This window comes from Nocardiopsis sp. B62 (genome assembly GCF_018070675.1).
In the GTDB taxonomy this organism is placed as follows: Bacteria; Actinomycetota; Actinomycetes; order Streptosporangiales; family Streptosporangiaceae; genus Nocardiopsis; species Nocardiopsis prasina.
Map to the genome: position 1 here is coordinate 40542 of NZ_JAGPXK010000012.1, position 18113 is coordinate 58654.

An 18113-nucleotide genomic window follows, 5' to 3' on the forward strand; every position below is an offset into this window, starting at 1 on the left:
TGCGATCGAAGCCGCGGTGTCCGGTGTGGCTCACGCACCGACCGGCCGGTGACCCTTCCGTGCCCGCGTGGGCGGCGTCCCTCCGGTGGGGGCGGTCCGGGGATCCCTCAGACCGTCGCCCGGACGATCTCCACGGTACGGGCCAGGTGGGGCTCGGAACGGTCGGCGCGGTGGGCGACGGCGAGTTCCACGTGCGCGTCGGCCCCGGTGAGTGGCCGGTAGGCGACGCCGTGGAGTTCCAGCGCAGTGACGGGTTCGGGCACAACCGCCACACCGAGACCCCCGGCCACCAGAGTGACCAGAGTCGAGGTCTCGCCGACCTCATGGCGGATGCGTGGCTCGACGCCCGCGTCGCGGAGCAGGCCCAGGACGATGTCGTACATCACCGACCGGCGGTCGGCGGAGTGCACGATGAGATCCTCGCTGGCGAGGTCCTCGGCACGCAGACGTCTGCGCTGGGCGAGGCGGTGGTTCACCGGCAGGGCGACGACCAGCCGGTCCCGACGCAGTGTGTGCACGATGATGGAGCGATCGGCCACCGGGGGACGCAACAACGCGACGTCGATCGTTCCCTTGCGCAGTGCCTCGACCTGGTCGGGGCCCAGCATGTCACCCCGGAAGGAGAAGTCGACCCCCGGGAGTTCGACCGAAAGCCGGCGGGAGAGCGTCGGCAGGAGGCTGTACGTCGCCGATCCCACACATCCGAGCGCGAGGTGGCCCACAGAGCCGGAGGCGATGAGGCGGACGTGGTGGGCTGCCTTCTCGACGTCGGCGAGGATCCCGCGCGCCAGATCCAGGTAGACCCGACCGGCCTCCGTGAGGTCGACGCGACGTGTCGTGCGGTACAGCAGTTCGACACCGAGTTCCGCCTCGAGTTGGCGGATCTGCTGGGAGAGCGGCGGCTGGGCCATGTGAAGCCGCTCGGCGGCCCGACCGAAGTGGCGTTCCTCCGCCACCGCCACGAAGTACCTGAGATGACGCAGATCCATATCTGGTCCATATCAATAGCCTTGGATATGAGTACTTCAGGATATCGCGCTCAGGGATTAGCGTCGTTGGCATGAGTTCATTCCTGTACGCCGCGACACGGACGCCGTTCGGTCGCTTCAACGGCGCGCTGGCCGGCGTCCGCCCTGACGACCTGGCCGCGGCCGCGATCACCTCGACGCTCGCCAAGGTGCCCGGGTTCGACCGGGCCGCGATCGACGATGTGGTCTGGGGCAACGCCAACGGAGCCGGAGAGGAGAACCGCAACGTCGGCCGCATGGCCGCGCTGCTCGCCGGACTGCCGGTCAGTGTCCCGGGCACCACGGTCAACAGACTGTGCGGTTCCGGCCTCGACGCGGCGATGACGGCCAGCCGGACGATCGAGTCCGGCGACGCCGAGGTCGTGCTGACCGGTGGTGTGGAGTCGATGACGCGGGCGCCGTGGGTGCTGCCCAAATCGGCGAGGCCGTTCCCGGTCGGCGACGTCACCGCGGTGTCGACCACGCTCGGTTGGCGTCTGGTCAACCCGCGCATGCCCAAGGAGTGGACGGTCGGCCTCGGTGAGGCCAACGAACTACTCCAGGAGCGCTTCGGGATCTCCCGCGAGCGTCAGGACCGGTTCGCCGCACGCTCTCACGGACTCGCCCACCAGGCCTGGGAATCAGGCTTCTACGACGACCTGGTGGCACCGGTGGGAGGGGCCGACCTGGTTCGCGACGAAGGCATCCGAGCCGAATCCACACCGGAAGTACTGGCCACACTCAAGCCGGTGTTCCGTTCACCGGAGCAGGGCGGCACCATCACCGCGGGGAACGCCAGTCCCCTCAACGACGGCGCGTCCGCGGTGCTGTTGGGAAGTGAGAGGGCCGCGGACACGATCGGGGCCGACCCGATCGCCCGCATCGCTGGCCGGGGCGTGATGGCGCTGGAGCCGCAGGACTTCGGCTACGCCCCGGTCGAGGCTGCCAACCGCGCCTTGGCCCGAGCCGGGATCGGCTGGGACCAGGTGGGCGCGGTCGAACTCAACGAAGCCTTCGCCGTGCAGGCGCTGGCCTGCCTCGATGCCTGGGGGATCGATCCCGCCATTGTCAACCAGAAGGGCGGGGCCATCGCGATCGGACACCCGCTGGGCGCTTCCGGTGGTCGTATCCTCGCCACCCTGGCCAAGGTGCTGCGCGAGTCGGGGCAGCGCTACGGAGTCGCCGCGTTGTGCGTCGGGGTCGGCCAGGGGCTGGCCGTCGTGCTGGAGAACTGCGATGTCACGGAGCGGGTCCGATGAGCCGCGCGGAAGTCGCTGAGAGCGCCGACGCCGCCGTGGCCGGGGTCGAGGACGGGGCCACCGTCCTCGTCGGCGGCTTCGGTCTGGCGGGTATGCCGTTCGATCTGATCGAGGCGCTCATCCGCCAGGGAGCCAAGGACCTCACGATCGTGTCCAACAACGCCGGCAACGGCGAGGTCGGGCTCGCCGCGCTGCTCGCGGCGGGCCGGGTGCGCAAGGTGGTCTGTTCCTTTCCCCGGCAGGCCGACTCCTGGGTCTTCGATCGTCTCTACCGTTCGGGGGGGATCGAACTCGAAGTGGTGCCGCAGGGCAACCTCGCCGAGCGGATGCGCGCGGCGGGTGCGGGCATCGGCGCCTTCTACTGCCCGACGGCGATCGGTACACCTCTGGCCGAGGGCAGGGAGGAACGTGAGATCGACGGTCGCAGATACCTGTTGGAGTACCCGATCAAGGGCGACTACGCCCTGATCGGCGCGCACAGGGCGGACACGTTGGGCAACCTCACCTACCGCAAGACCGCACGTAACTTCGGGCCGGTCATGGCCACTGCGGCGACGACGACCGTCGTTCAGGTCGATCAGATCGTCGAGCCCGGAGAACTCGTCCCCGAGGCCGTCGTGACCCCGTCCATCTACGTCGACCGGATCGTCCAGGTGGAGTCCCGTCGCTACACCGTCCAGGGGGCACGATGACCCACTCGAGCAACCCGCACGCCGGAGCGCCGATGAAAGCCGACCACCGCTTGTCGATGGACGAGTTGGCCGCCGTCGTCGCCGCAGACATCCCGGCCGGAGCCTTCGTCAACCTCGGGATCGGGCAGCCCACCAGGATCGCCGACCACCTGCCAGCCAGCTCAGGGGTGGTGCTCCACACCGAGAACGGCATGCTCAACATGGGGCCCAGGGCCGAGGGCGACGCCGTTGACCCTGACCTGACCAACGCGGGCAAGGTCCCGGTGACCGAGCTTCCCGGATCGGCGTACTTCCACCAGGCCGACTCCTTCGCCATGATGCGCGGCGGGCACCTGGACGTCTGTGTCCTCGGCGCCTACCAGGTGGGGTTCCAGGGCGACCTCGCCAACTGGCACACGGGCGAACCCGACGCCATTCCCGCTGTCGGCGGTGCCATGGACCTCGCCATCGGTGCCAAGGACGTCCACGTGATGATGCCCCTGTTCACCCGCTCGGCTGAACCGAAACTCGTACCGCACTGCACGTATCCGCTCACCGGGGTCGGGTGTGTCAGTCGCGTCTACACGGACCACGGCGTCTTCGAGGTCGGTGCCGAGGGCGTACGGATCCGGGAGACGTACGGTGTCGGCGCCCACGAACTGGCAGGACGACTCGGCATCACGAACTCCGGCACCGTGCCCAACGGCTGAGAGGGCCCGCACCGTCGCCCAGCTGTGGTCCCCTGACGCCGGACAGTCCGGTGAGGAAGGCGACGGAGTCATCGCGAGGGACCGTTCCCGGGTACGGCGCACACACCGGGGCGGGATCTCGCGTCCGTGTGGCCGTTCCGCCCGTGACCTGCCGACGTGAACCCTGCTGACCCCGTCTCCTGGGCCCTCGGCGCGTCGATCCCCGCCGACGTGTTCGTGTCACCGGTGGGGTGGGCGACGGTGCGCCCCACCCCACCGCCCCGGTTCTGTCAGTCGTCTTCGGGCTCGGGCTCCTCGGGTGTGAGGTAGTTGCCGATGAACCCCAGGACACCGAAGGCCGCCGCCGCGCCGATGCTCGGCACGAACAGCAGGTCGGAGGCTCCGGTCACCCAGTCCGGACGTTGGGTGAGGACTCCGGCCATCTGTCCCAGGACCAGGAGCGCTCCGAGCGCAAGACAACAGACGAGGCCGATCTTGAACAGCGCGCGGACCACGGTGAAGGCCCGGGGCTTGAGAGCGAGCACGGTCATACCCCCAGGATCGGAAGGATGCTCCAACCGATCAGACAGCCGATCAGGAAGATCGGGATCATGTAGTAGACGATGAGAGCCACTGGTAGAGGCCGTCTTTGGTGACGGTGACGCGGCCCAGGTAGGTGCAGCAGGTCAGGGTGGGGATGGGGCCCATGGTGAACCAGTGGACTTTGTCGCTGATCACCGAGCGCAGGCCCCGTGCGGTCAGCTCGTCTTGGAATTGCCGTAGCTGTTCGATCACATCCATGGGTCCACGGTGTCTTTGAGCAGTTCGTTTTCACAGCAACCAATAGCTAACTGGAAAGTTATGGTCCCTCGTGCAATTTCGTGGATAGCCTCGGACCGCGTCTGATGACGAGTTCACGTCGCTGCTGTCCAAGCTCCGCGAATTGTCTGGTTTGAGTCAGGGTGAGTTGGCTGACCGAGTTGGTTCCTCGGCTGCCTCGGTGTCCCGATGGGAGAACGGCGTCGTCACCCCCAAACGCGCGAAGGTTGAGCTCGATAGAGAACTCAAGGCGGGGAACCGTTTGGTGCGTGTGTGGGAACCAGTGGCTACCGGCTTGCTGGTTCCGCCCTGGATGCGAACCAAAGGTGCCCTTGAAGAGAAGGCGGTGGAAATCGACACGGTGACGGTGTCCAACCTCGTGCCGGGACTACCCCAGTCCCTGATGTACGCACGGATGGTCTTCCGCGCCGGTAACCCCAGTGCCTCCAATGACCAGGTGGAGCATTTCGCCCAACTCCGAGTCGCACGCTACGAGGTGCTGACCCGCAAGAACGACCCGTCCATCACGGCGGTGTTCCCCATGTCGGCTCTCACCTGCTTGCCTGACCACGTGCGCATCGATCAGGTCAAGACGATCCTGCGGAGCATGGAGCGTGAGCGGCTGGCGGCCCACCTCATTCCCGATGGAACCCCGATTCTGTTGGTCGCTTCTTCCATCCAGGTCCACCGGTTGGCCGATGGTACGGCGGTAGCGGCGTCCGACTACGCTCGGGGCAACCTGTTGATGGAACAACCCGAGGACACTGCGGCGGTGGTGTCTGCCGTGAGGAACCTGATCGGACTGTGCTCCCTACTCGGGGCAACGTCCGCACTGCTAGGAAGGCTGCTGTGATGTGGCACAAGTCCAGCTACAGCTCCGACGCCGCCCACTGCGTGGAGGCCAGTGAGGGACCACAGACCCTGGTTCGCGACAGACAGAACAGGCAAGCGGCCACACTGGTCTTCCCGGCTGCTGAGTGGGCCGCTCTCGTGGCTTGCGAAGGAAACGACCTCTCGAACTGACACCATTCCCCGGTCGCGTCGGCCCACTGCTCTCCCCTCGGGTAGTGGGCCGCACCATGTCTGCCACCCTCACCCGCGGCTCGGCAATCGTCGTCTGAGGGGTGCCCTCGACGATGAGCCCCCCCGAACCGTGGTCTCCGCTCACCCCGGCCCGCCAGCACAGAGCGGGTGCGGACGGTGGATGGTGTCTCCGAGCCCTCACCCGAGGGTCCCGTGGAGGGAACCTCGGGTGAGGAGGGCTTTGGGAGACCTTCGCATCCCCCCAGGGCCGCCGTGACCAGACCGAACGCCAGTACCGTGTTCGCGACCAGCCCGAGGGCGAGCGGTCCGATCCTGTCGAGGACGCGCCCGGCGGTGTTCGCCACCAGAGGACCGGCGACCCCGAAGGCTGCAGGATCACACCCAGTGAAGCCGCCCCTCTCGCAACGTGCCCTGTGCGTCAACCGTGGCTCCGGCGGCGTTGACCTGTGGTCAGACCAGAGTGACCACGACCTTTCCAACGCCGGTCGCGGCCAGCTCGTGCGCCTTCGCGATGGATTCGAGGGGCAGGACCTGGTCGACACGGGGAACGTACAGGCCGCGTCGGCCGAGGTCGGCCGCGTGTTCGAGGAGAGCGGAGTCGTTCACGGCGTCCACCGCGCGGGCGCCCAGACGCGCGGCTCCCTGCTTGTCGATGACGGTCACCACACGGGAGGCGTCGCCGACGATGGTCACCAGGTCCGGCAGGGAAGCGGAGGGAGCCGAGTGCAGGGCCGCGTGGATCCCCTCGGGTGCCAGCGCGGCGATGCGTTCGGCCAATCCGGGCCCGTAGGTCGTCGCCACGGCTCCGAGGTCGGTGAGGTGGTGGTGGTTCTCGGGTCGGGCAGTGCCGACAACCCGTGCTCCGGCGGCCAGGGCAAAGGCGGCCGCCGCACTTCCCACAGCGCCCGAGGCGCCCTCGATCAGCAGGGTCCGGCCGGTGAGGTCCCCGAGAGCGTTGATCACCCCCGCCGCGGTGGCGGATGCGAGCCCCGCGGCGGCGGCCTGCTCGATGGACCAATCGGAAGGGACGGCGGTCCATGCCGTCAGCACTGCGAACTCCGCCGTGGTGTCGCTCACGCCTCCGAGACCGAAGACGAGGTCACCGACACGGGCGTCGGAGACCCCTTCTCCGACTTCGTCGATGACTCCGACGGCGTCGCGTCCGGGCACCGCGGGCAGCTCGATGGGGAGCGCCTCCCGCAGGGCGCCGGCGCGCAACAGGTAGTCGATGGGGTTCACGCTCACCGCCCGCACTCTGATCCGAACGGCGTTGGCCCCGGCGTGGGGTTCGGCGGCTTCCTCGACGATCAGCACGTCGGGGTCTCCGTACTTATGGAAACGTGCGGCCCGCATCGGATCTCCCGTCTCGTCGCGCAAGGCTTTTCCTTGCCACGGAAAGGAACAGTATGCAGGAATGCTTGCCGCCGCAAGTTTCGCTAGGATGGAGGCATGGGTGAAGAGGAACGACTGTCCGCTCAGCAGGACCGCACGTGGTCCCTGCTCATCGGGGTCATGATGTGGTTGCCGACCGAGTTGGACGCCTACCTGGAGCGTGTCGCGGGACTCAGCCACGCGGAGTACCAGGTCCTGCGTTGGCTGTCGCTCACCGAAGACCGGGAAGTTCACATGACCCGCCTGGCGGCCACCGCCAGCGTCACCCCGTCCCACCTGTCGCGGATCGTGGCCCGGCTCCAGAAGAGAGGGTGGATCACCCGCAGCAGCGATCCCGCCGACGCCCGCAGGACGCTTGCCCGCCTGACCGATGCGGGTGCCGATGTCGTGGCCGCTACGGAGCCGGGATACGCCTCCCAGGTGCGCGACCACCTCTTCGCACACCTGACCACCGAACAGTCCGAACAGCTGGAGGACATCACCGAGGCGGTACTGACCCCGCTGAGGGCGGACTGTGTGGAGCTCCTGCCTCCACGCGCATCCCGGTAGGCCCCCTCACCCGTCCTCCCTACGCTGAGGCGCTTCCTGAGCCAGGCCGCCGAGCAGGCGGGGGAGTCGCACGTCGGGCCCTCCCGGATCCGTTCGTGAGGTGGTTGGCTCGGCGACCTGGGCGCGCAGCCCCTGATTCTCTTCTTCCAGGCTCTCGCTGGCGGGTGTGGCGGAGCCGGGGCGGGGCGCGCGGACCTGGTGAGCGCGCTGGCCTGTAGGGAGCGTGCGTCGTCGTTCTCGCGGATCCAGTTGCGCGGGGTCTCGCGATTGATGCTGAGTTCATCGGCGATGTGAGCGATCGTCACCTGGATCACCCGACACGACCGCTTCTCTCGGCACCGCTCACTCGTGGCCCCCGAACTCAAGGGGAAGTTCTCCGCCTCGGCCCGGGCCTGGAGCACCGCGCTATCTTGCGTCGGGTCGGCCCTTTCGAAGCCGGGCCGAGCCAACGGGTGGGCCGGATCGGGGTACTCAGCCAGGCTGCCCGATGGAAGGGCCACACAGAGTGCGCGCCCAGCGCTCGTCGATGTTGGGGAGACCGAGGGCGATGACCACGTTGTCGAGCATGCCGGCGCCGAACCACTCACGTATGGCCGCCTCGTCAGGGCCCAACAACTCTCGAACCAGCTCCACCTGTCTGGCGTAGCACTGGTGTACCGCGTCGCCGACAAGCGGCTCGGCTGCGGCGCAGTTGGCTTGTATGAGAAACATCAGCGTCGCGGTCCTCGATGAGCGCGCTGTAGGCGCTCCTCGCCGCGCGCAGGGCTTCCGCGGGTGATCTGGGTGAGGTCGGCGCCTCGGCCGTGTGTCTCACCAGAGTGTCCGTCATCACATCGGAGACGAAGTGGACGGCACCAGCGAAGAGCGCCTTCTTGTTGGCGAACAGACGCTACACGTAGGGCCGGGAAATGCCAGCGCTCTCGGCGATCTCATGAGTCGTGGTTCCGTTGAAGCCCTTGCGGGCAAAGCAGGTGACCGCTGCCTCCAGGACTTCCCGCCTTCGTTCGTCACTTTCCCTCTGGTACTGGGTGCGGGCATGGGAATCAGCCAACCACGGTCCACCACAGACCACAGTGCGGGTGGTCCGCGCCGTGGCCGCGTCGTTCAGTCGCCGAAGTTCGCTGTCAGGTCCGCCCCGACGGGATTCTCGTCCTCGGGCGTGAGTGCCTCGATGGCGAGGCGGTCACCATCAGGCGGAGCCGGTCCACACGATCGCCGATCACCTCGGCGAACAGGGCGGACGTCTCTAGCACTCAGGTGTTTATCAACGCTACCCAAACTCGTCTTGCCTAGGGTATCGTTGCTAACCATGAGCGAGAACGGGACTGCAGAAGCGATCGACGGCGACGTCCGCACCCGACTGATGCGCGCCGCGGAGCTTCTGCTGGCCTCGTCTGCCGATGGTCGGATTTCCACGCGTGAGATCTGCTCACGAGCGGGCGTCACGGCCCCGACCCTCTACCACCACTTCAAGGACAAGGACGCGTTACTGGACGCGGTGGTGTTGGAAGGCTTCAACACCTACCTCGCGCGAAAGCGCGCCGTCGCGTGGAGCGGCGACGTGTTCGAGGATTTCCGCGCGGGTTGGGACATGCACGTGTCCTTCGCCTGTGAGCACCCCGCCCACTACCGGTTGATGTTCGGCAACCCACAGGCGGACCAGACCACTCCTGCCGCCGTGGTGGCGCGGGACGAAGTCGCTCGCCAGGTCGCCGCCTGGGGGGCCGACGGACACCTGAAGGTGCCGGTCGAGGTAGCGACACAGACCATGTCCGCAGCCGCGGTCGGCGTAGCCCTTCATCTCGTCGCCCAGCGGGCCGACAGCACGCACCCGATCTCGACGAACGTGCGCGACACCATCGCCCAGGCGCTGTTCCACAACGAGGGCGACGACGCAGCGGTCGGAGTCTCCCGGCCCGCGCGTCTGCTCCTGGACGCATTGCCGCCAGGTCCCCTGGAGCCCTTGCGTCCAACGGAGGTCGCTCTGCTGCGCGAATGGCTGGAGTCCCTCGCTGACCAGTCCGGATGACAAGTCGTAAGGAGAAAACCATGACCGAGCGAACTGAAGGCGGGGAATCGCGGACCAATGAGGGCGAGCAGGCGATCGTCACGGGGGGCACCCGCGGCATCGGGGAAGCCATCGTCCGTAGCCTCGCAGCCCAGGGGATGAGCGTGGTCATGGTCGGCCGGAGCGACACAGCGCTACGGGAGGCTGCCGACCGCGTCCGCTCGCGGGTTCAGGGTGCCGAGCTGCGGCTTGAGCGCGCCGACCTGTCCTTGGTGGGGGACGTCCGCGCACTGGCCGACCGGCTCGCCGAGACCACGTCTCCCAGCGTGGTGATCAACAACGCAGCGGTCACCGCGGACATCCGCGCCCGCACCGAGGAGGGCAACCAGCTCACCCTCGCCACCAACCATCTGGCGCCCTACGTGCTGATGCGCACCCTCGCCGAGGCGGCCACCGGGCGCCCCGCCCGGTTCGTGGTGGTCGGAGCAAGTCCCAGTGTGCTGAGGCGTTTCCCAGTGGATCTGGACGACCTCCACGCGCAGGGAGCCCGCGTGCTCAGCCGCTTTCCCAGTCTGCGGCCCTTCGCCGCCTATGCGCGCACCAAGAACATGAACACGATGTTCGTCTACAGCCTGGCACGCCGACTGGTGGACACCGGCATTACCGTCAACGGGGCCCACCCCGGGATCATCGCCCGGACCGGCCTGTCCCGCGACGCACGCGGATTGGAGAAGGTCCTGACCACGATGGTGCAGCTCAACCCATTCCGAAAGATGCCAGAGCAGGGAGCCGACAACCCCGTGTGGGTGGCGACCGATCCTGGCCTCGACGGCGTGAACGGCCGCTTCTTCGTGGACCGCAAGGACGTCGTGACCCCAGACCACACGCTCTCCCCTGAACGCTGCGAGGCCCTCTGGGAGCGGAGCGCGGAACTCGTCGGCATGGCGCCCTAGGCCCAGGAGGAGTCCCCGGCTCGACCAGGCGAACCGCTTCATCGATGGGCGGCCACCCTCGAAGGCCGACAGGACCGGCTGTTCGGCAGGGCACCGATCCTGGAAGGGCACTACCGTGGAAACGACGGAAGCGGGCTCCCGAGGGAACCCGCTTCCGCTTGATGTGGGCGATACAGGACTCGAACCTGTGACCCCTACCGTGTCGAGGTAGTGCTCTAGCCAACTGAGCTAATCGCCCTTATGGAAATGTGGTGCGCATGGAGCCGGAGACGGGAATCGAACCCGTGTGCAGGGATTTGCAGTCCCTTGCCTCAACCACTCGGCCACTCCGGCATACAAGCACGGGGGAGCCGCGTGGCACCCATGCGTGCCTTACTCCGAGCGGACGACGGGATTCGAACCCGCGACCCTCACCTTGGCAAGGTGATGCTCTACCAGCTGAGCCACGTCCGCGTGTGTACGGGGTGTTGCCCCGAACCCGATTCGATTGTGCCACCCGGGGAAGCACAAGGCGAATCGTCTCGAGCGGACGACGGGATTCGAACCCGCGACCCTCACCTTGGCAAGGTGATGCTCTACCAGCTGAGCCACGTCCGCGCGGCGAGTGCGGTTGCGGGCCTCCGGAGCTTCCCGGTGCCGCGTCCCTCGCTGCGTTTAGAACTCTAGCGGAAGTTTCGGGGAAGTGCGAAATCGGTTCCGCGCAGGGGCTTTCGCGCCCTGCCCGTGGCAGGCCGGGCCGGCCCGCCGCGGTGGCAGGAGCTACTTCTCCACGTGGGCGGGTGAGGACGGCATGTCGGGGCGCGGCGGGGCGGAGAGGTACTGGCCGACCCGCTCGATCACCTTGTTCATCTCGTAGGCGATGAGCCCCACGTCGCTGTCGGCGTCCGACATCAGGGCCATGCACGCGCCCTCGCCCGCGGCGGCCACGAAGAGGAAGGCCCGGTCCATCTCGATGATGCTCTGACGGATGTTCCCCGCGGAGAACTGCTTGCTGGCTCCCCCCGCGAGGCTGTGCAGACCGGAGGCGATCGCGGAGAGGTGTTCGGCGGCGGGCCGGTCGAGTCCGCTGGAGGTGGCCATGAGGAGGCCGTCAGTGGACAGCACGATGGCGTGTTGGGTGCCCGAGGCGCGGGTGAGGAGGTCGTCCAGCAGCCAGCTGAGTTCGCCGCGGGCGGTGCTCGGTGGGGTCATGTCTCTCTTCGCTGTGTCTGGTGCGGTCGTGGGCGAGGGGCACGCGCGTGCTGCGGGAGGCTCTGCGTGTACCGGCAGGGGGTGCGGCTGGGGGCGGCTGCCACCGGTCCCGCATAAGCGTTGCCCAGATGATAGTCATTCGTAACTTATCTGTCCGGCACGAGCCATCGTTTCAGGGTGGGCCGCTCCACGGGAGAAGCCACTCTGACCAGCGCCGACACCATGTGAAAACCCGTTGACTTACCGGACCGGAGGCCGGTGCCGGACAAGGGCCTTGCCAAGGTGGCGCCCCGGCGGGTAGGGCCGACAGTGTGATCACCAGGCGGGACGGACCGCGGAGGTGACAGGATTCGGGGTGTCACCGGCCCGACCAGGGGCCCAGAGAACGTGGGGGTTGGAAATGAGGGTGTGGATCGCGGGAGCCGGTCACGGCCGGGGTGCCGTGCTGGAGGAGAAGGACGCGCGGATCCCCGTGGCCGACCACGGGATCACCGTCGGCGACGGCGTCTTCGAGACGGTGCGCGCGCAGGACGGCCGTCCGTTCGCGCTCACCCGCCACCTGAAGCGGCTGGCGCGTTCCGCCCGTGGGCTTGGCATGGACGAGCCGGACCTGGAGCTGATCGCCGACGGCGTCGCCCAGGCGGTGGCGGCCAACCCGGAGATCACCGACGCCCGCGTGCGCATCACGGTCACGGACGGGGCCGGGCCGCTGGGTTCGGACCGGGGCCAGGGCGAGCAGACCGCCATCGTGGCCCTGGGTCCCTTCCCGGGTATCGCCCCCTCGACGGACGTGGCCCTGGCGCCCTGGCCCCGCAACGAGTTCGGCGCGCTGGCCGGGCTGAAGACGACCTCCTACGCCGACAATGTGCGCGCGCTCGCGTACGCGCGGCAAAGGGGCGCGAGCGAGGCGGTCTTCCGCAACATCTCGGGGAACCTGTGCGAGGGCACCGGCAGCAACGTCTTCGTGGTGCTCGACGGAAGGCTGGTCACCCCGCCGCTCTCGGCCGGTCCGCTGGCGGGCATCACCCGCGAACTGGTCCTGGAGTGGTTCGGCGGCGAGGAGGAGGACGTTCCCATGGGGCGACTCCCCGAGATCACCGAGGCCTTCCTGACCTCCACGGGCCGTGACGTCCAGGCGATCCTCAACATCGACGACCAGAAGGTGTCGACGGAGCCGGGCCCGGTCACGCGGAAGGCGATGGCCGTGTTCGCGGAGCGCTCCGCGGCCGACATCGACCCGTGACGGACGCCGCGCCGCGGTGAGGCGCGTGTGGACGCGAAACAGGGGACGGCGCCCCGGCGCCGTCCCCTTTGCGTTCCTGACCCCCGTGTACCTAGGAGTGGAGGTGCTGCTGGATCTCCTCGTCGAGGTCCACGAACTGGCCCTCCTGGCCGGCCGGGACGATCTCGTAGGTGCGGTGGAGGAACTCCGCCAGCGGTGAGACCTGGGTGTCGAACTCGGCCTGGCCGAAGGGCGAGGAGAGCGCGATGCTGACCGAGCGGTCGCCGCTCTCGTCCTTGGAGGGCCACACGCGGACGTCGCCCTCGCCGACGGGGCGGACGATGCCCACGGTGAGGAGCTCGCGCGCGAAGATCCACTCGACGGGGTTGTCCTCGCCGGTGTGGAACGCGACGCGGATCGCGTACGGGTCGTCAGCGCTGTAGTCGAGTCGCGCGACCAGGGGAACCGCGGTGCGCTCCGGGACCACGAGTCGCAGGCCCAGCTCGGCGGTGGCAGTGGTGTCGCTACTGTTCATGTTCGCCAAACCTTTTCTCGTCCGGCCCAGAGTCCTGGGGCGCGGGCCGGTTGCCGCCTCACTCGCTCCTACGCGGCTGTCCGCGGACTATGACGTGAGTACGGGAACTTTCTTGGTCGGTGGGACCGGAGATCTCGCTGCCCGCCCTGCGGGGCCAGCGCGCCGCTTGGCGGCACCACGATCCTTCGTCACTGTAATGACCAGGGGAAACCAAAGATTTCCCCATGTTGAGTGGCCCGTGTCACGCGGAGGTCGATCCGCGGTCGCCACGGGAGGGTTCACGGGGGCGGGAACTCCTACTCATTGCGGGGATCATGGCTGATGGGGGAGCCTCGTGGGAACCCGTTGACCAGCATATGTGACCTCGATCACGCAGCTATGCGCCCGCTGGGCGGGTTTGCGTGCGTCGAACACTCCGGAACATGCGCTAGAGTTTTTCTTGTCAGGCCGACGAGGCCGGACGGGGCAGCAACCCGGGGCGATTAGCTCAGTTGGCTAGAGCGCATCGTTCACACCGATGAGGTCACTGGTTCGAGTCCAGTATCGCCCACAGTAAAGAGGGGCTCGGTTCGTATCGCACGAACCGGGCCCCTCTTTTTTTGTTTTGGTCGGGTCAAGCTCGGGCAACGTGCGCGTATGCGTCCCCGTGCGGGTTTCGGAGCTGGTGAGGACCGGGAAAGGTGCCCACCCATTCGGGAGGTCAGTCCGGGGGAGCGGTGCGTCCACGGCGCGCGGCCCTGGCGGCCCTGCGCTCGCGGCGGCGCTCCAGGAGCTGGTCCTTGGTCCTCAACGCCCACTTCTCACCCCTGCGGGCCCACACGCGAGCGGGCCTCAGCAGCCGGTGCGCCCAGTGGAACTCGGTGCTGATGATGAGGAGTCCGAGGAGGATCGAGGCGATCCCCGGTCCGGGGACGACCAACATGACGACCCCGGCCAGGATGACCACGGTGCCCACCGTGCCGACCAGGAGGCGCCACGGCACGTGCAGGGCCGGGTGGGTGTGCATGCGTCTGCGGAACAGGCGGAGCCGTGCGCGCAGGCGCCTCCACCGTCGTACACGGGCATGGTGAGTGGGGGATGTCTCCGGGGCCGGTGGCCCGTTGGGTGGGCTCGGTGACATGCGCTCACAGTATTCGGTCGATGCGACTGGTGCTTTCGGGTCGGGCTGGGTTCGCTGGATCGGATGTCTGCTGATTCTCACCGATCTCACGGGTCGGATCAATGGTTCCTCCCAGGACAGTGGAGAAACCTCGGAAAACGTGATGATCCATGACAGAACCTTCCTATGTGCGCGGGTTCCTCCTCGTCAGAGGGTGGGAGGGCCGCCTCGTCGCTTCTTCGACAGGGACGGCCGGGGCGGCCGAATTCCACGACCGAATCACCACTGTTCTCCCTTGTGTGGACTTTCCCGCGGCCGCGTCGGAGTGGCCGGGCGCCTGTGGACAACCAGAAGCACCCTCCTTCCGGAGCCGATAGCATCGGGGGTGCGAAACACCCGGCCCCGCGCACGCTCGCGGGGCGGTTCGTGTCCACCACATCGACGTACATCCCTAGGAGTCACCGTGTCCGCCGCGTCTGAGCTGCACATCACCCTCGCCGGAACCCCGCGTGCGGTGGCGGCCACGACCCCCGCGGGCCAGGCGCTGGAGGCGGACGGCAGGACCGTGATCGCCGCCCTGGTCAACGGTGAGCCCCGCGACCTGGCCTGGGAGCTCTCCGACGGCGACGCCGTCGAGCCGATCGCGATCGACTCCGAGGAGGGGCGGGCGATCCTGCGCCACTCCACCGCGCACGTCCTCGCCCAGGCCGTCCAGGAGCTCTTCCCCGAGGCCAAGCTGGGCATCGGCCCGCCCGTCGACAACGGCTTCTACTACGACTTCGACGTCGCCGAGCCCTTCACTCCCGCCGATCTCAAGGGCATCGAGAAGAAGATGCAGCAGATCATCAAGCAGGGGCAGCGCTTCGACCGCCGCGCCGTCTCCGACGACGACGCCCGCGCCGAGCTGGCCACCGAGCCCTACAAGCTGGAGCTGATCGGCCTCAAGGGCGGCGCGGCCGAGGCGGCCGAGGGCGCCTCCGCCGAGGTCGGCGCCGGTGAGCTCACCATCTACGACAACGTCCACCCGCGCACCGGCGAGCTGTGCTGGAAGGACCTGTGCCGTGGGCCGCACATCCCCACCACCAAGGTGATTCCGGCGTTCAAGCTCATGCGCACCGCCGCCGCCTACTGGCGCGGCAAGGAGACCAACCCGCAGCTCCAGCGCGTCTACGGCACCGCCTGGGAGACCAAGGACAGGCTCAAGGAGTACCTGGCCTTCCTTGAGGAGGCCGAGAAGCGCGACCACCGCAAGCTCGGCTCCGAGCTCGACCTCTTCTCCATCCCGGACGAGATCGGTTCCGGCCTGGCCGTCTTCCACCCCCGGGGCGGCATCATCCGCCGCGTGATGGAGGACTACTCCCGCAAGCGGCACGAGGAGAGCGGGTACGAGTTCGTCTACTCGCCGCACGCCACCAAGAGCGCCCTGTTCGAGAAGTCGGGGCACCTGGACTGGTACGCGGACGGCATGTACCCCCCCATGCAGCTCGACGGCGGTCAGGACTACTACCTGAAGCCGATGAACTGCCCGATGCACAACCTGATCTTCGACGCCCGTGGGCGCTCCTACCGTGAGCTGCCGCTGCGCATGTTCGAGTTCGGCACCGTGTACCGGTACGAGAAGTCCGGCGTGGTGCACGGCCTGACCCGCGCCCGCGGGTTCACCCAGGACGACGCCCACATCTACTGCACCCGCGAGCAGATGGCCGACGAGCTCGACTCGCTGCTCACCTTCGTGCTGGAGCTGCTGCGCGACTACGGCCTGGAGGACTTCTACCTGGAGCTGTCCACCAAGGACCCGGAGAAGTACGTCGGTGACGACGCCAGCTGGGAGGAGGCCACCGACACCCTGCGCCGGGCCGCCGAGAAGCAGGGCCTCGAACTGGTCCTGGACCCGGGCGGCGCCGCCTTCTACGGCCCGAAGATCTCCGTGCAGGCCAAGGACGCCATCGGTCGGACCTGGCAGATGTCCACCATCCAGCTGGACTTCAACCTGCCCGAGCGCTTCGACCTGGAGTACACCGCCGCCGACGGCACCCGTCAGCGACCGGTGATGATCCACCGTGCCCTGTTCGGTTCCATCGAGCGGTTCTTCGCCGTCCTGCTGGAGCACTACGCCGGGGCGTTCCCGGCGTGGCTCGCCCCGGTGCAGGCGGTGGGCATCCCCATCGCCGACGAGCACGTCCCCTACCTCCAGGAGGTCGCCGCCAAGCTGCGCGCCGAGGGGATCCGGGTCGAGGTCGACTCCAGCGACGACCGGATGCAGAAGAAGATCCGCAACGCGCAGAAGCAGAAGGTCCCCTTCATGCTGCTGGCCGGTGACGAGGACATCAGCAAGGAGGCGGTCTCCTTCCGTTACCGCGACGGCTCCCAGAACAACGGTGTGCCCGTGGACGAGGCCGTGGCCGAGATCATCGCCGCCGTCCGCGAGCGCCGCCCCTAGGGGCGGCGGAGCGCCGCCGCAGGGCGCGCGTACGCCGAGGACGAGAGGAGCGCCCGTCCCCCGTGTGGGGGCGGGCGCTCCGTCGTGGCGGGGAGGGGCCGGTCAGCCGCGCTCACGCGGGCTCTTCGGGTCCTGGTCGTCCTTGAAGAGGTCCTCACGGGAGATCTGCGCGGTGGCGTTGGGGTCCTGGGTGGTCTCCTCCTCGTCGTCGCGGAACAGGTCCGCGCGCGAGATGCGGTGCGTGGCGTTGGGGTCGCTCATGGGGTACTGCTCCTTGTGCGTTGGGGTACGCCGGATTTTATCGGCCCCCTGCGACAGGGGCGCACGCTCGGGGTCGTCGCTCAGGGCCGTGACCGGGTCGGTGGTGTGGTTCAGGACCCGGCGGTGTCGTGCGCCCAGGCGCGGGCGGGCACCCGGCTGACCAGTTCGATCAGGTAGTCGGCCGCCGCCAGGGCGCGGTCGGGGTCCAGTCGTAGGGTCGCCCAGGTGAGGACGTGGCCGCCGGTGAAGCGCACCGGGAAGGAACGGGAACGGGAGTCCGAGAGCAGCCAGGAGGCGGTGTCGTGGTCCAGGACCGCTTCGGTGAAGCGGTCGTCGGAGCCGACGGTGTGGAAGGCCTCGGCGAACGAGCGGCGAACCTCCCCGGGCCCTCCGCTGGCGTCGAGGGAGACGGTGCGCGCCAGGTCGCGTCGGCGGATCTCCAGGTCGGATCCGGGTCCCGGGGTGTGCACGGCCACGACGCGGTGGGTGCGCCGTGGGCGCCCCACGCCGCGTCGCGCGTTCGGGTCGGAGTGGGTGAGCTCGAACATGGTGACCAGGTGCGCGCCGCGTCGGCCGGTGAGCACGTGCCGCACACGTGGGTCCGGGCCGTGCAGGGCGATGGGAAGGGTGGCCTCCTCCAGGGGGCGCGGGTGGTGTTCGGTGTAGTGCCATCCGTGTCCACGCGCCCAGCTCTGGAGCTCGGTGACCCGTTCCTTGCGAAAGTGCGCGGCGACCGTGATCGCCCCGGCCGACACCACGACGGCTACCAGGGCGATCAGGGACAGTGCGCCTTCCATCCGGTGTCTCCTCCGGTGGGGAACGGTGAAGCGGCCGGGGACCCGTGGCGGGCCCGCCGTGGCGGGCCGGGTCTCGGTGAGCCCGAAGAACAGGGGGCTCGCACCGGCCGTGTGACTCCATTCTGTGCTGCCTGACGGCCCTTGTCACCCCTTGGGCCGGTTACTCCGATGCGCTCG

Annotated in this window: 21 protein-coding genes and 5 tRNA genes; 11 read left to right on the plus strand and 15 right to left on the minus strand. The window is 68.3% G+C overall.

The window, feature by feature from the left end:
• Positions 1 to 107: 107 nt before the first annotated feature.
• Positions 108 to 989, minus strand: a complete 882-nt coding sequence (locus tag KBX21_RS14785) for a LysR substrate-binding domain-containing protein (RefSeq protein ID WP_210842255.1) — start codon at positions 987 to 989, stop codon at positions 108 to 110.
• Between the two features lie 71 nt (positions 990 to 1060).
• Between KBX21_RS14785 and KBX21_RS14790 the strand changes: the two genes are divergently transcribed.
• The 3 genes from KBX21_RS14790 to KBX21_RS14800 are packed head-to-tail and all read left to right on the plus strand — an operon-like array spanning position 1061 to position 3647.
• Positions 1061 to 2266, plus strand: a complete 1206-nt coding sequence (locus KBX21_RS14790) for a thiolase family protein (protein WP_210842256.1) — start codon at positions 1061 to 1063, stop codon at positions 2264 to 2266.
• Positions 2263 to 2958: a 3-oxoacid CoA-transferase subunit A gene (locus KBX21_RS14795; protein ID WP_210842257.1), complete on the plus strand. Its 696-nt coding sequence runs from the start codon at positions 2263 to 2265 to the stop codon at positions 2956 to 2958. The genes KBX21_RS14790 and KBX21_RS14795 overlap by 4 nt, the downstream gene beginning before the upstream one ends.
• Before the next feature lie 32 nt (positions 2959 to 2990).
• A complete protein-coding gene (locus tag KBX21_RS14800; RefSeq protein WP_374225729.1) occupies positions 2991 to 3647 on the plus strand; it encodes a CoA-transferase in 657 nt (218 codons plus the stop codon).
• Positions 3648 to 3916: 269 nt separating this feature from the next.
• Here KBX21_RS14800 and KBX21_RS14805 read toward each other — a convergent pair whose 3' ends face one another.
• Together KBX21_RS14805 and KBX21_RS14810 are read right to left on the minus strand one after the other, a co-directional pair.
• Positions 3917 to 4177, minus strand: a complete 261-nt coding sequence (locus KBX21_RS14805; RefSeq protein WP_049567302.1) for a hypothetical protein — start codon at positions 4175 to 4177, stop codon at positions 3917 to 3919.
• 58 nt (positions 4178 to 4235) lie between these two features.
• A complete protein-coding gene (locus KBX21_RS14810; protein ID WP_210842326.1) occupies positions 4236 to 4427 on the minus strand; it encodes a hypothetical protein in 192 nt (63 codons plus the stop codon).
• A gap of 124 nt (positions 4428 to 4551) precedes the next feature.
• On the opposite strand from KBX21_RS14810, the gene KBX21_RS14815 reads away from it, so the two are divergent.
• Together KBX21_RS14815 and KBX21_RS14820 are read left to right on the plus strand one after the other, a co-directional pair.
• Positions 4552 to 5298 (plus strand): Scr1 family TA system antitoxin-like transcriptional regulator, encoded by a 747-nt coding sequence (locus KBX21_RS14815; protein WP_282104555.1) that lies wholly within the window; start codon positions 4552 to 4554, stop codon positions 5296 to 5298.
• A complete protein-coding gene (locus tag KBX21_RS14820; protein ID WP_247665769.1) occupies positions 5298 to 5468 on the plus strand; it encodes a DUF397 domain-containing protein in 171 nt (56 codons plus the stop codon). Before KBX21_RS14815 ends, KBX21_RS14820 begins: the two co-directional genes overlap by 1 nt.
• 471 nt (positions 5469 to 5939) lie before the next feature.
• Here the strand turns inward: KBX21_RS14820 and KBX21_RS14825 are convergent, their stop codons facing one another.
• Positions 5940 to 6842 (minus strand): alcohol dehydrogenase catalytic domain-containing protein, encoded by a 903-nt coding sequence (locus tag KBX21_RS14825; RefSeq protein ID WP_210842325.1) that lies wholly within the window; start codon positions 6840 to 6842, stop codon positions 5940 to 5942.
• A 96-nt stretch (positions 6843 to 6938) separates the two neighbouring features.
• Here KBX21_RS14825 and KBX21_RS14830 point away from each other — a divergent pair, with 96 nt between their 5' ends.
• Positions 6939 to 7430, plus strand: a complete 492-nt coding sequence (locus tag KBX21_RS14830; protein ID WP_210842260.1) for a MarR family winged helix-turn-helix transcriptional regulator — start codon at positions 6939 to 6941, stop codon at positions 7428 to 7430.
• 471 nt (positions 7431 to 7901) lie between these two features.
• Here KBX21_RS14830 and KBX21_RS14835 read toward each other — a convergent pair whose 3' ends face one another.
• Together KBX21_RS14835 and KBX21_RS27225 are read right to left on the minus strand one after the other, a co-directional pair.
• Positions 7902 to 8141: a hypothetical protein gene (locus KBX21_RS14835; RefSeq protein WP_210842261.1), complete on the minus strand. Its 240-nt coding sequence runs from the start codon at positions 8139 to 8141 to the stop codon at positions 7902 to 7904.
• Positions 8142 to 8319: 178 nt separating this feature from the next.
• A complete protein-coding gene (locus KBX21_RS27225) occupies positions 8320 to 8502 on the minus strand; it encodes a TetR/AcrR family transcriptional regulator (RefSeq protein WP_374225728.1) in 183 nt (60 codons plus the stop codon).
• A 237-nt stretch (positions 8503 to 8739) separates the two neighbouring features.
• Here KBX21_RS27225 and KBX21_RS14845 point away from each other — a divergent pair, with 237 nt between their 5' ends.
• Together KBX21_RS14845 and KBX21_RS14850 are read left to right on the plus strand one after the other, a co-directional pair.
• Positions 8740 to 9459, plus strand: coding sequence for a TetR/AcrR family transcriptional regulator (locus KBX21_RS14845; RefSeq protein WP_210842263.1), 720 nt, complete (start codon positions 8740 to 8742; stop codon positions 9457 to 9459).
• A 20-nt stretch (positions 9460 to 9479) separates the two neighbouring features.
• A complete protein-coding gene (locus KBX21_RS14850; RefSeq protein WP_210842264.1) occupies positions 9480 to 10391 on the plus strand; it encodes an SDR family NAD(P)-dependent oxidoreductase in 912 nt (303 codons plus the stop codon).
• A 164-nt stretch (positions 10392 to 10555) separates the two neighbouring features.
• Here the strand turns inward: KBX21_RS14850 and KBX21_RS14855 are convergent.
• From KBX21_RS14855 to KBX21_RS14875, 5 genes are all read right to left on the minus strand, one after another.
• Positions 10556 to 10629, minus strand: a tRNA-Val gene (locus KBX21_RS14855).
• Positions 10630 to 10649: 20 nt separating this feature from the next.
• Positions 10650 to 10724: transfer RNA gene (locus tag KBX21_RS14860), tRNA-Cys, on the minus strand.
• A 47-nt stretch (positions 10725 to 10771) separates the two neighbouring features.
• Positions 10772 to 10844 (minus strand) — tRNA-Gly (locus tag KBX21_RS14865).
• A gap of 71 nt (positions 10845 to 10915) precedes the next feature.
• Positions 10916 to 10988 (minus strand) — tRNA-Gly (locus tag KBX21_RS14870).
• A gap of 162 nt (positions 10989 to 11150) precedes the next feature.
• Positions 11151 to 11582, minus strand: coding sequence for a roadblock/LC7 domain-containing protein (locus KBX21_RS14875; RefSeq protein WP_049567257.1), 432 nt, complete (start codon positions 11580 to 11582; stop codon positions 11151 to 11153).
• 400 nt (positions 11583 to 11982) lie between these two features.
• On the opposite strand from KBX21_RS14875, the gene KBX21_RS14880 reads away from it, so the two are divergent.
• On the plus strand, positions 11983 to 12825 hold the full coding sequence (locus KBX21_RS14880; protein WP_210842265.1) for an aminotransferase class IV: 843 nt from the start codon (positions 11983 to 11985) through the stop codon (positions 12823 to 12825).
• Between the two features lie 91 nt (positions 12826 to 12916).
• On the opposite strand, the gene KBX21_RS14885 is transcribed toward KBX21_RS14880, so the two are convergent.
• Positions 12917 to 13339: an SsgA family sporulation/cell division regulator gene (locus KBX21_RS14885; protein ID WP_017546787.1), complete on the minus strand. Its 423-nt coding sequence runs from the start codon at positions 13337 to 13339 to the stop codon at positions 12917 to 12919.
• Positions 13340 to 13815: 476 nt separating this feature from the next.
• Between KBX21_RS14885 and KBX21_RS14890 the strand changes: the two genes are divergently transcribed.
• Positions 13816 to 13889: transfer RNA gene (locus KBX21_RS14890), tRNA-Val, on the plus strand.
• A 150-nt stretch (positions 13890 to 14039) separates the two neighbouring features.
• Here the strand turns inward: KBX21_RS14890 and KBX21_RS14895 are convergent.
• Positions 14040 to 14345, minus strand: coding sequence for a PGPGW domain-containing protein (locus tag KBX21_RS14895; RefSeq protein WP_199776458.1), 306 nt, complete (start codon positions 14343 to 14345; stop codon positions 14040 to 14042).
• A gap of 556 nt (positions 14346 to 14901) precedes the next feature.
• On the opposite strand from KBX21_RS14895, the gene thrS reads away from it, so the two are divergent.
• Positions 14902 to 16878, plus strand: coding sequence for a threonine--tRNA ligase (gene thrS, locus KBX21_RS14900; protein ID WP_210842266.1), 1977 nt, complete (start codon positions 14902 to 14904; stop codon positions 16876 to 16878).
• A 102-nt stretch (positions 16879 to 16980) separates the two neighbouring features.
• Here the strand turns inward: thrS and KBX21_RS14905 are convergent, their stop codons facing one another.
• Both KBX21_RS14905 and KBX21_RS14910 read right to left on the minus strand, forming a co-directional pair.
• Positions 16981 to 17139 (minus strand): hypothetical protein, encoded by a 159-nt coding sequence (locus tag KBX21_RS14905; protein ID WP_199776457.1) that lies wholly within the window; start codon positions 17137 to 17139, stop codon positions 16981 to 16983.
• A 110-nt stretch (positions 17140 to 17249) separates the two neighbouring features.
• Positions 17250 to 17936 (minus strand): hypothetical protein, encoded by a 687-nt coding sequence (locus KBX21_RS14910; protein ID WP_049567249.1) that lies wholly within the window; start codon positions 17934 to 17936, stop codon positions 17250 to 17252.
• Positions 17937 to 18113: the final 177 nt, after the last annotated feature.

What these genes read in the sequence shown, in the direction of transcription:
- KBX21_RS14785 (WP_210842255.1), bottom strand. Translation starts at nt 989, where the DNA reads ATGGATCTGCGTCATCTCAGGTACTTCGTGGCGGTGGCGGAGGAACGC.
- KBX21_RS14790 (WP_210842256.1), top strand. Translation starts at nt 1,061, where the DNA reads ATGAGTTCATTCCTGTACGCCGCGACACGGACGCCGTTCGGTCGCTTC.
- KBX21_RS14795 (WP_210842257.1), top strand. Translation starts at nt 2,263, where the DNA reads ATGAGCCGCGCGGAAGTCGCTGAGAGCGCCGACGCCGCCGTGGCCGGG.
- KBX21_RS14800 (WP_374225729.1), top strand. Translation starts at nt 2,991, where the DNA reads ATGAAAGCCGACCACCGCTTGTCGATGGACGAGTTGGCCGCCGTCGTC.
- KBX21_RS14805 (WP_049567302.1), bottom strand. Translation starts at nt 4,177, where the DNA reads ATGACCGTGCTCGCTCTCAAGCCCCGGGCCTTCACCGTGGTCCGCGCG.
- KBX21_RS14810 (WP_210842326.1), bottom strand. Translation starts at nt 4,427, where the DNA reads ATGGATGTGATCGAACAGCTACGGCAATTCCAAGACGAGCTGACCGCA.
- KBX21_RS14820 (WP_247665769.1), top strand. Translation starts at nt 5,298, where the DNA reads ATGTGGCACAAGTCCAGCTACAGCTCCGACGCCGCCCACTGCGTGGAG.
- KBX21_RS14825 (WP_210842325.1), bottom strand. Translation starts at nt 6,842, where the DNA reads ATGCGGGCCGCACGTTTCCATAAGTACGGAGACCCCGACGTGCTGATC.
- KBX21_RS14830 (WP_210842260.1), top strand. Translation starts at nt 6,939, where the DNA reads ATGGGTGAAGAGGAACGACTGTCCGCTCAGCAGGACCGCACGTGGTCC.
- KBX21_RS14835 (WP_210842261.1), bottom strand. Translation starts at nt 8,141, where the DNA reads ATGTTTCTCATACAAGCCAACTGCGCCGCAGCCGAGCCGCTTGTCGGC.
- KBX21_RS14845 (WP_210842263.1), top strand. Translation starts at nt 8,740, where the DNA reads ATGAGCGAGAACGGGACTGCAGAAGCGATCGACGGCGACGTCCGCACC.
- KBX21_RS14850 (WP_210842264.1), top strand. Translation starts at nt 9,480, where the DNA reads ATGACCGAGCGAACTGAAGGCGGGGAATCGCGGACCAATGAGGGCGAG.
- KBX21_RS14875 (WP_049567257.1), bottom strand. Translation starts at nt 11,582, where the DNA reads ATGACCCCACCGAGCACCGCCCGCGGCGAACTCAGCTGGCTGCTGGAC.
- KBX21_RS14880 (WP_210842265.1), top strand. Translation starts at nt 11,983, where the DNA reads ATGAGGGTGTGGATCGCGGGAGCCGGTCACGGCCGGGGTGCCGTGCTG.
- KBX21_RS14885 (WP_017546787.1), bottom strand. Translation starts at nt 13,339, where the DNA reads ATGAACAGTAGCGACACCACTGCCACCGCCGAGCTGGGCCTGCGACTC.
- KBX21_RS14895 (WP_199776458.1), bottom strand. Translation starts at nt 14,345, where the DNA reads ATGCACACCCACCCGGCCCTGCACGTGCCGTGGCGCCTCCTGGTCGGC.
- KBX21_RS14905 (WP_199776457.1), bottom strand. Translation starts at nt 17,139, where the DNA reads ATGAGCGACCCCAACGCCACGCACCGCATCTCGCGCGCGGACCTGTTC.
- KBX21_RS14910 (WP_049567249.1), bottom strand. Translation starts at nt 17,936, where the DNA reads ATGGAAGGCGCACTGTCCCTGATCGCCCTGGTAGCCGTCGTGGTGTCG.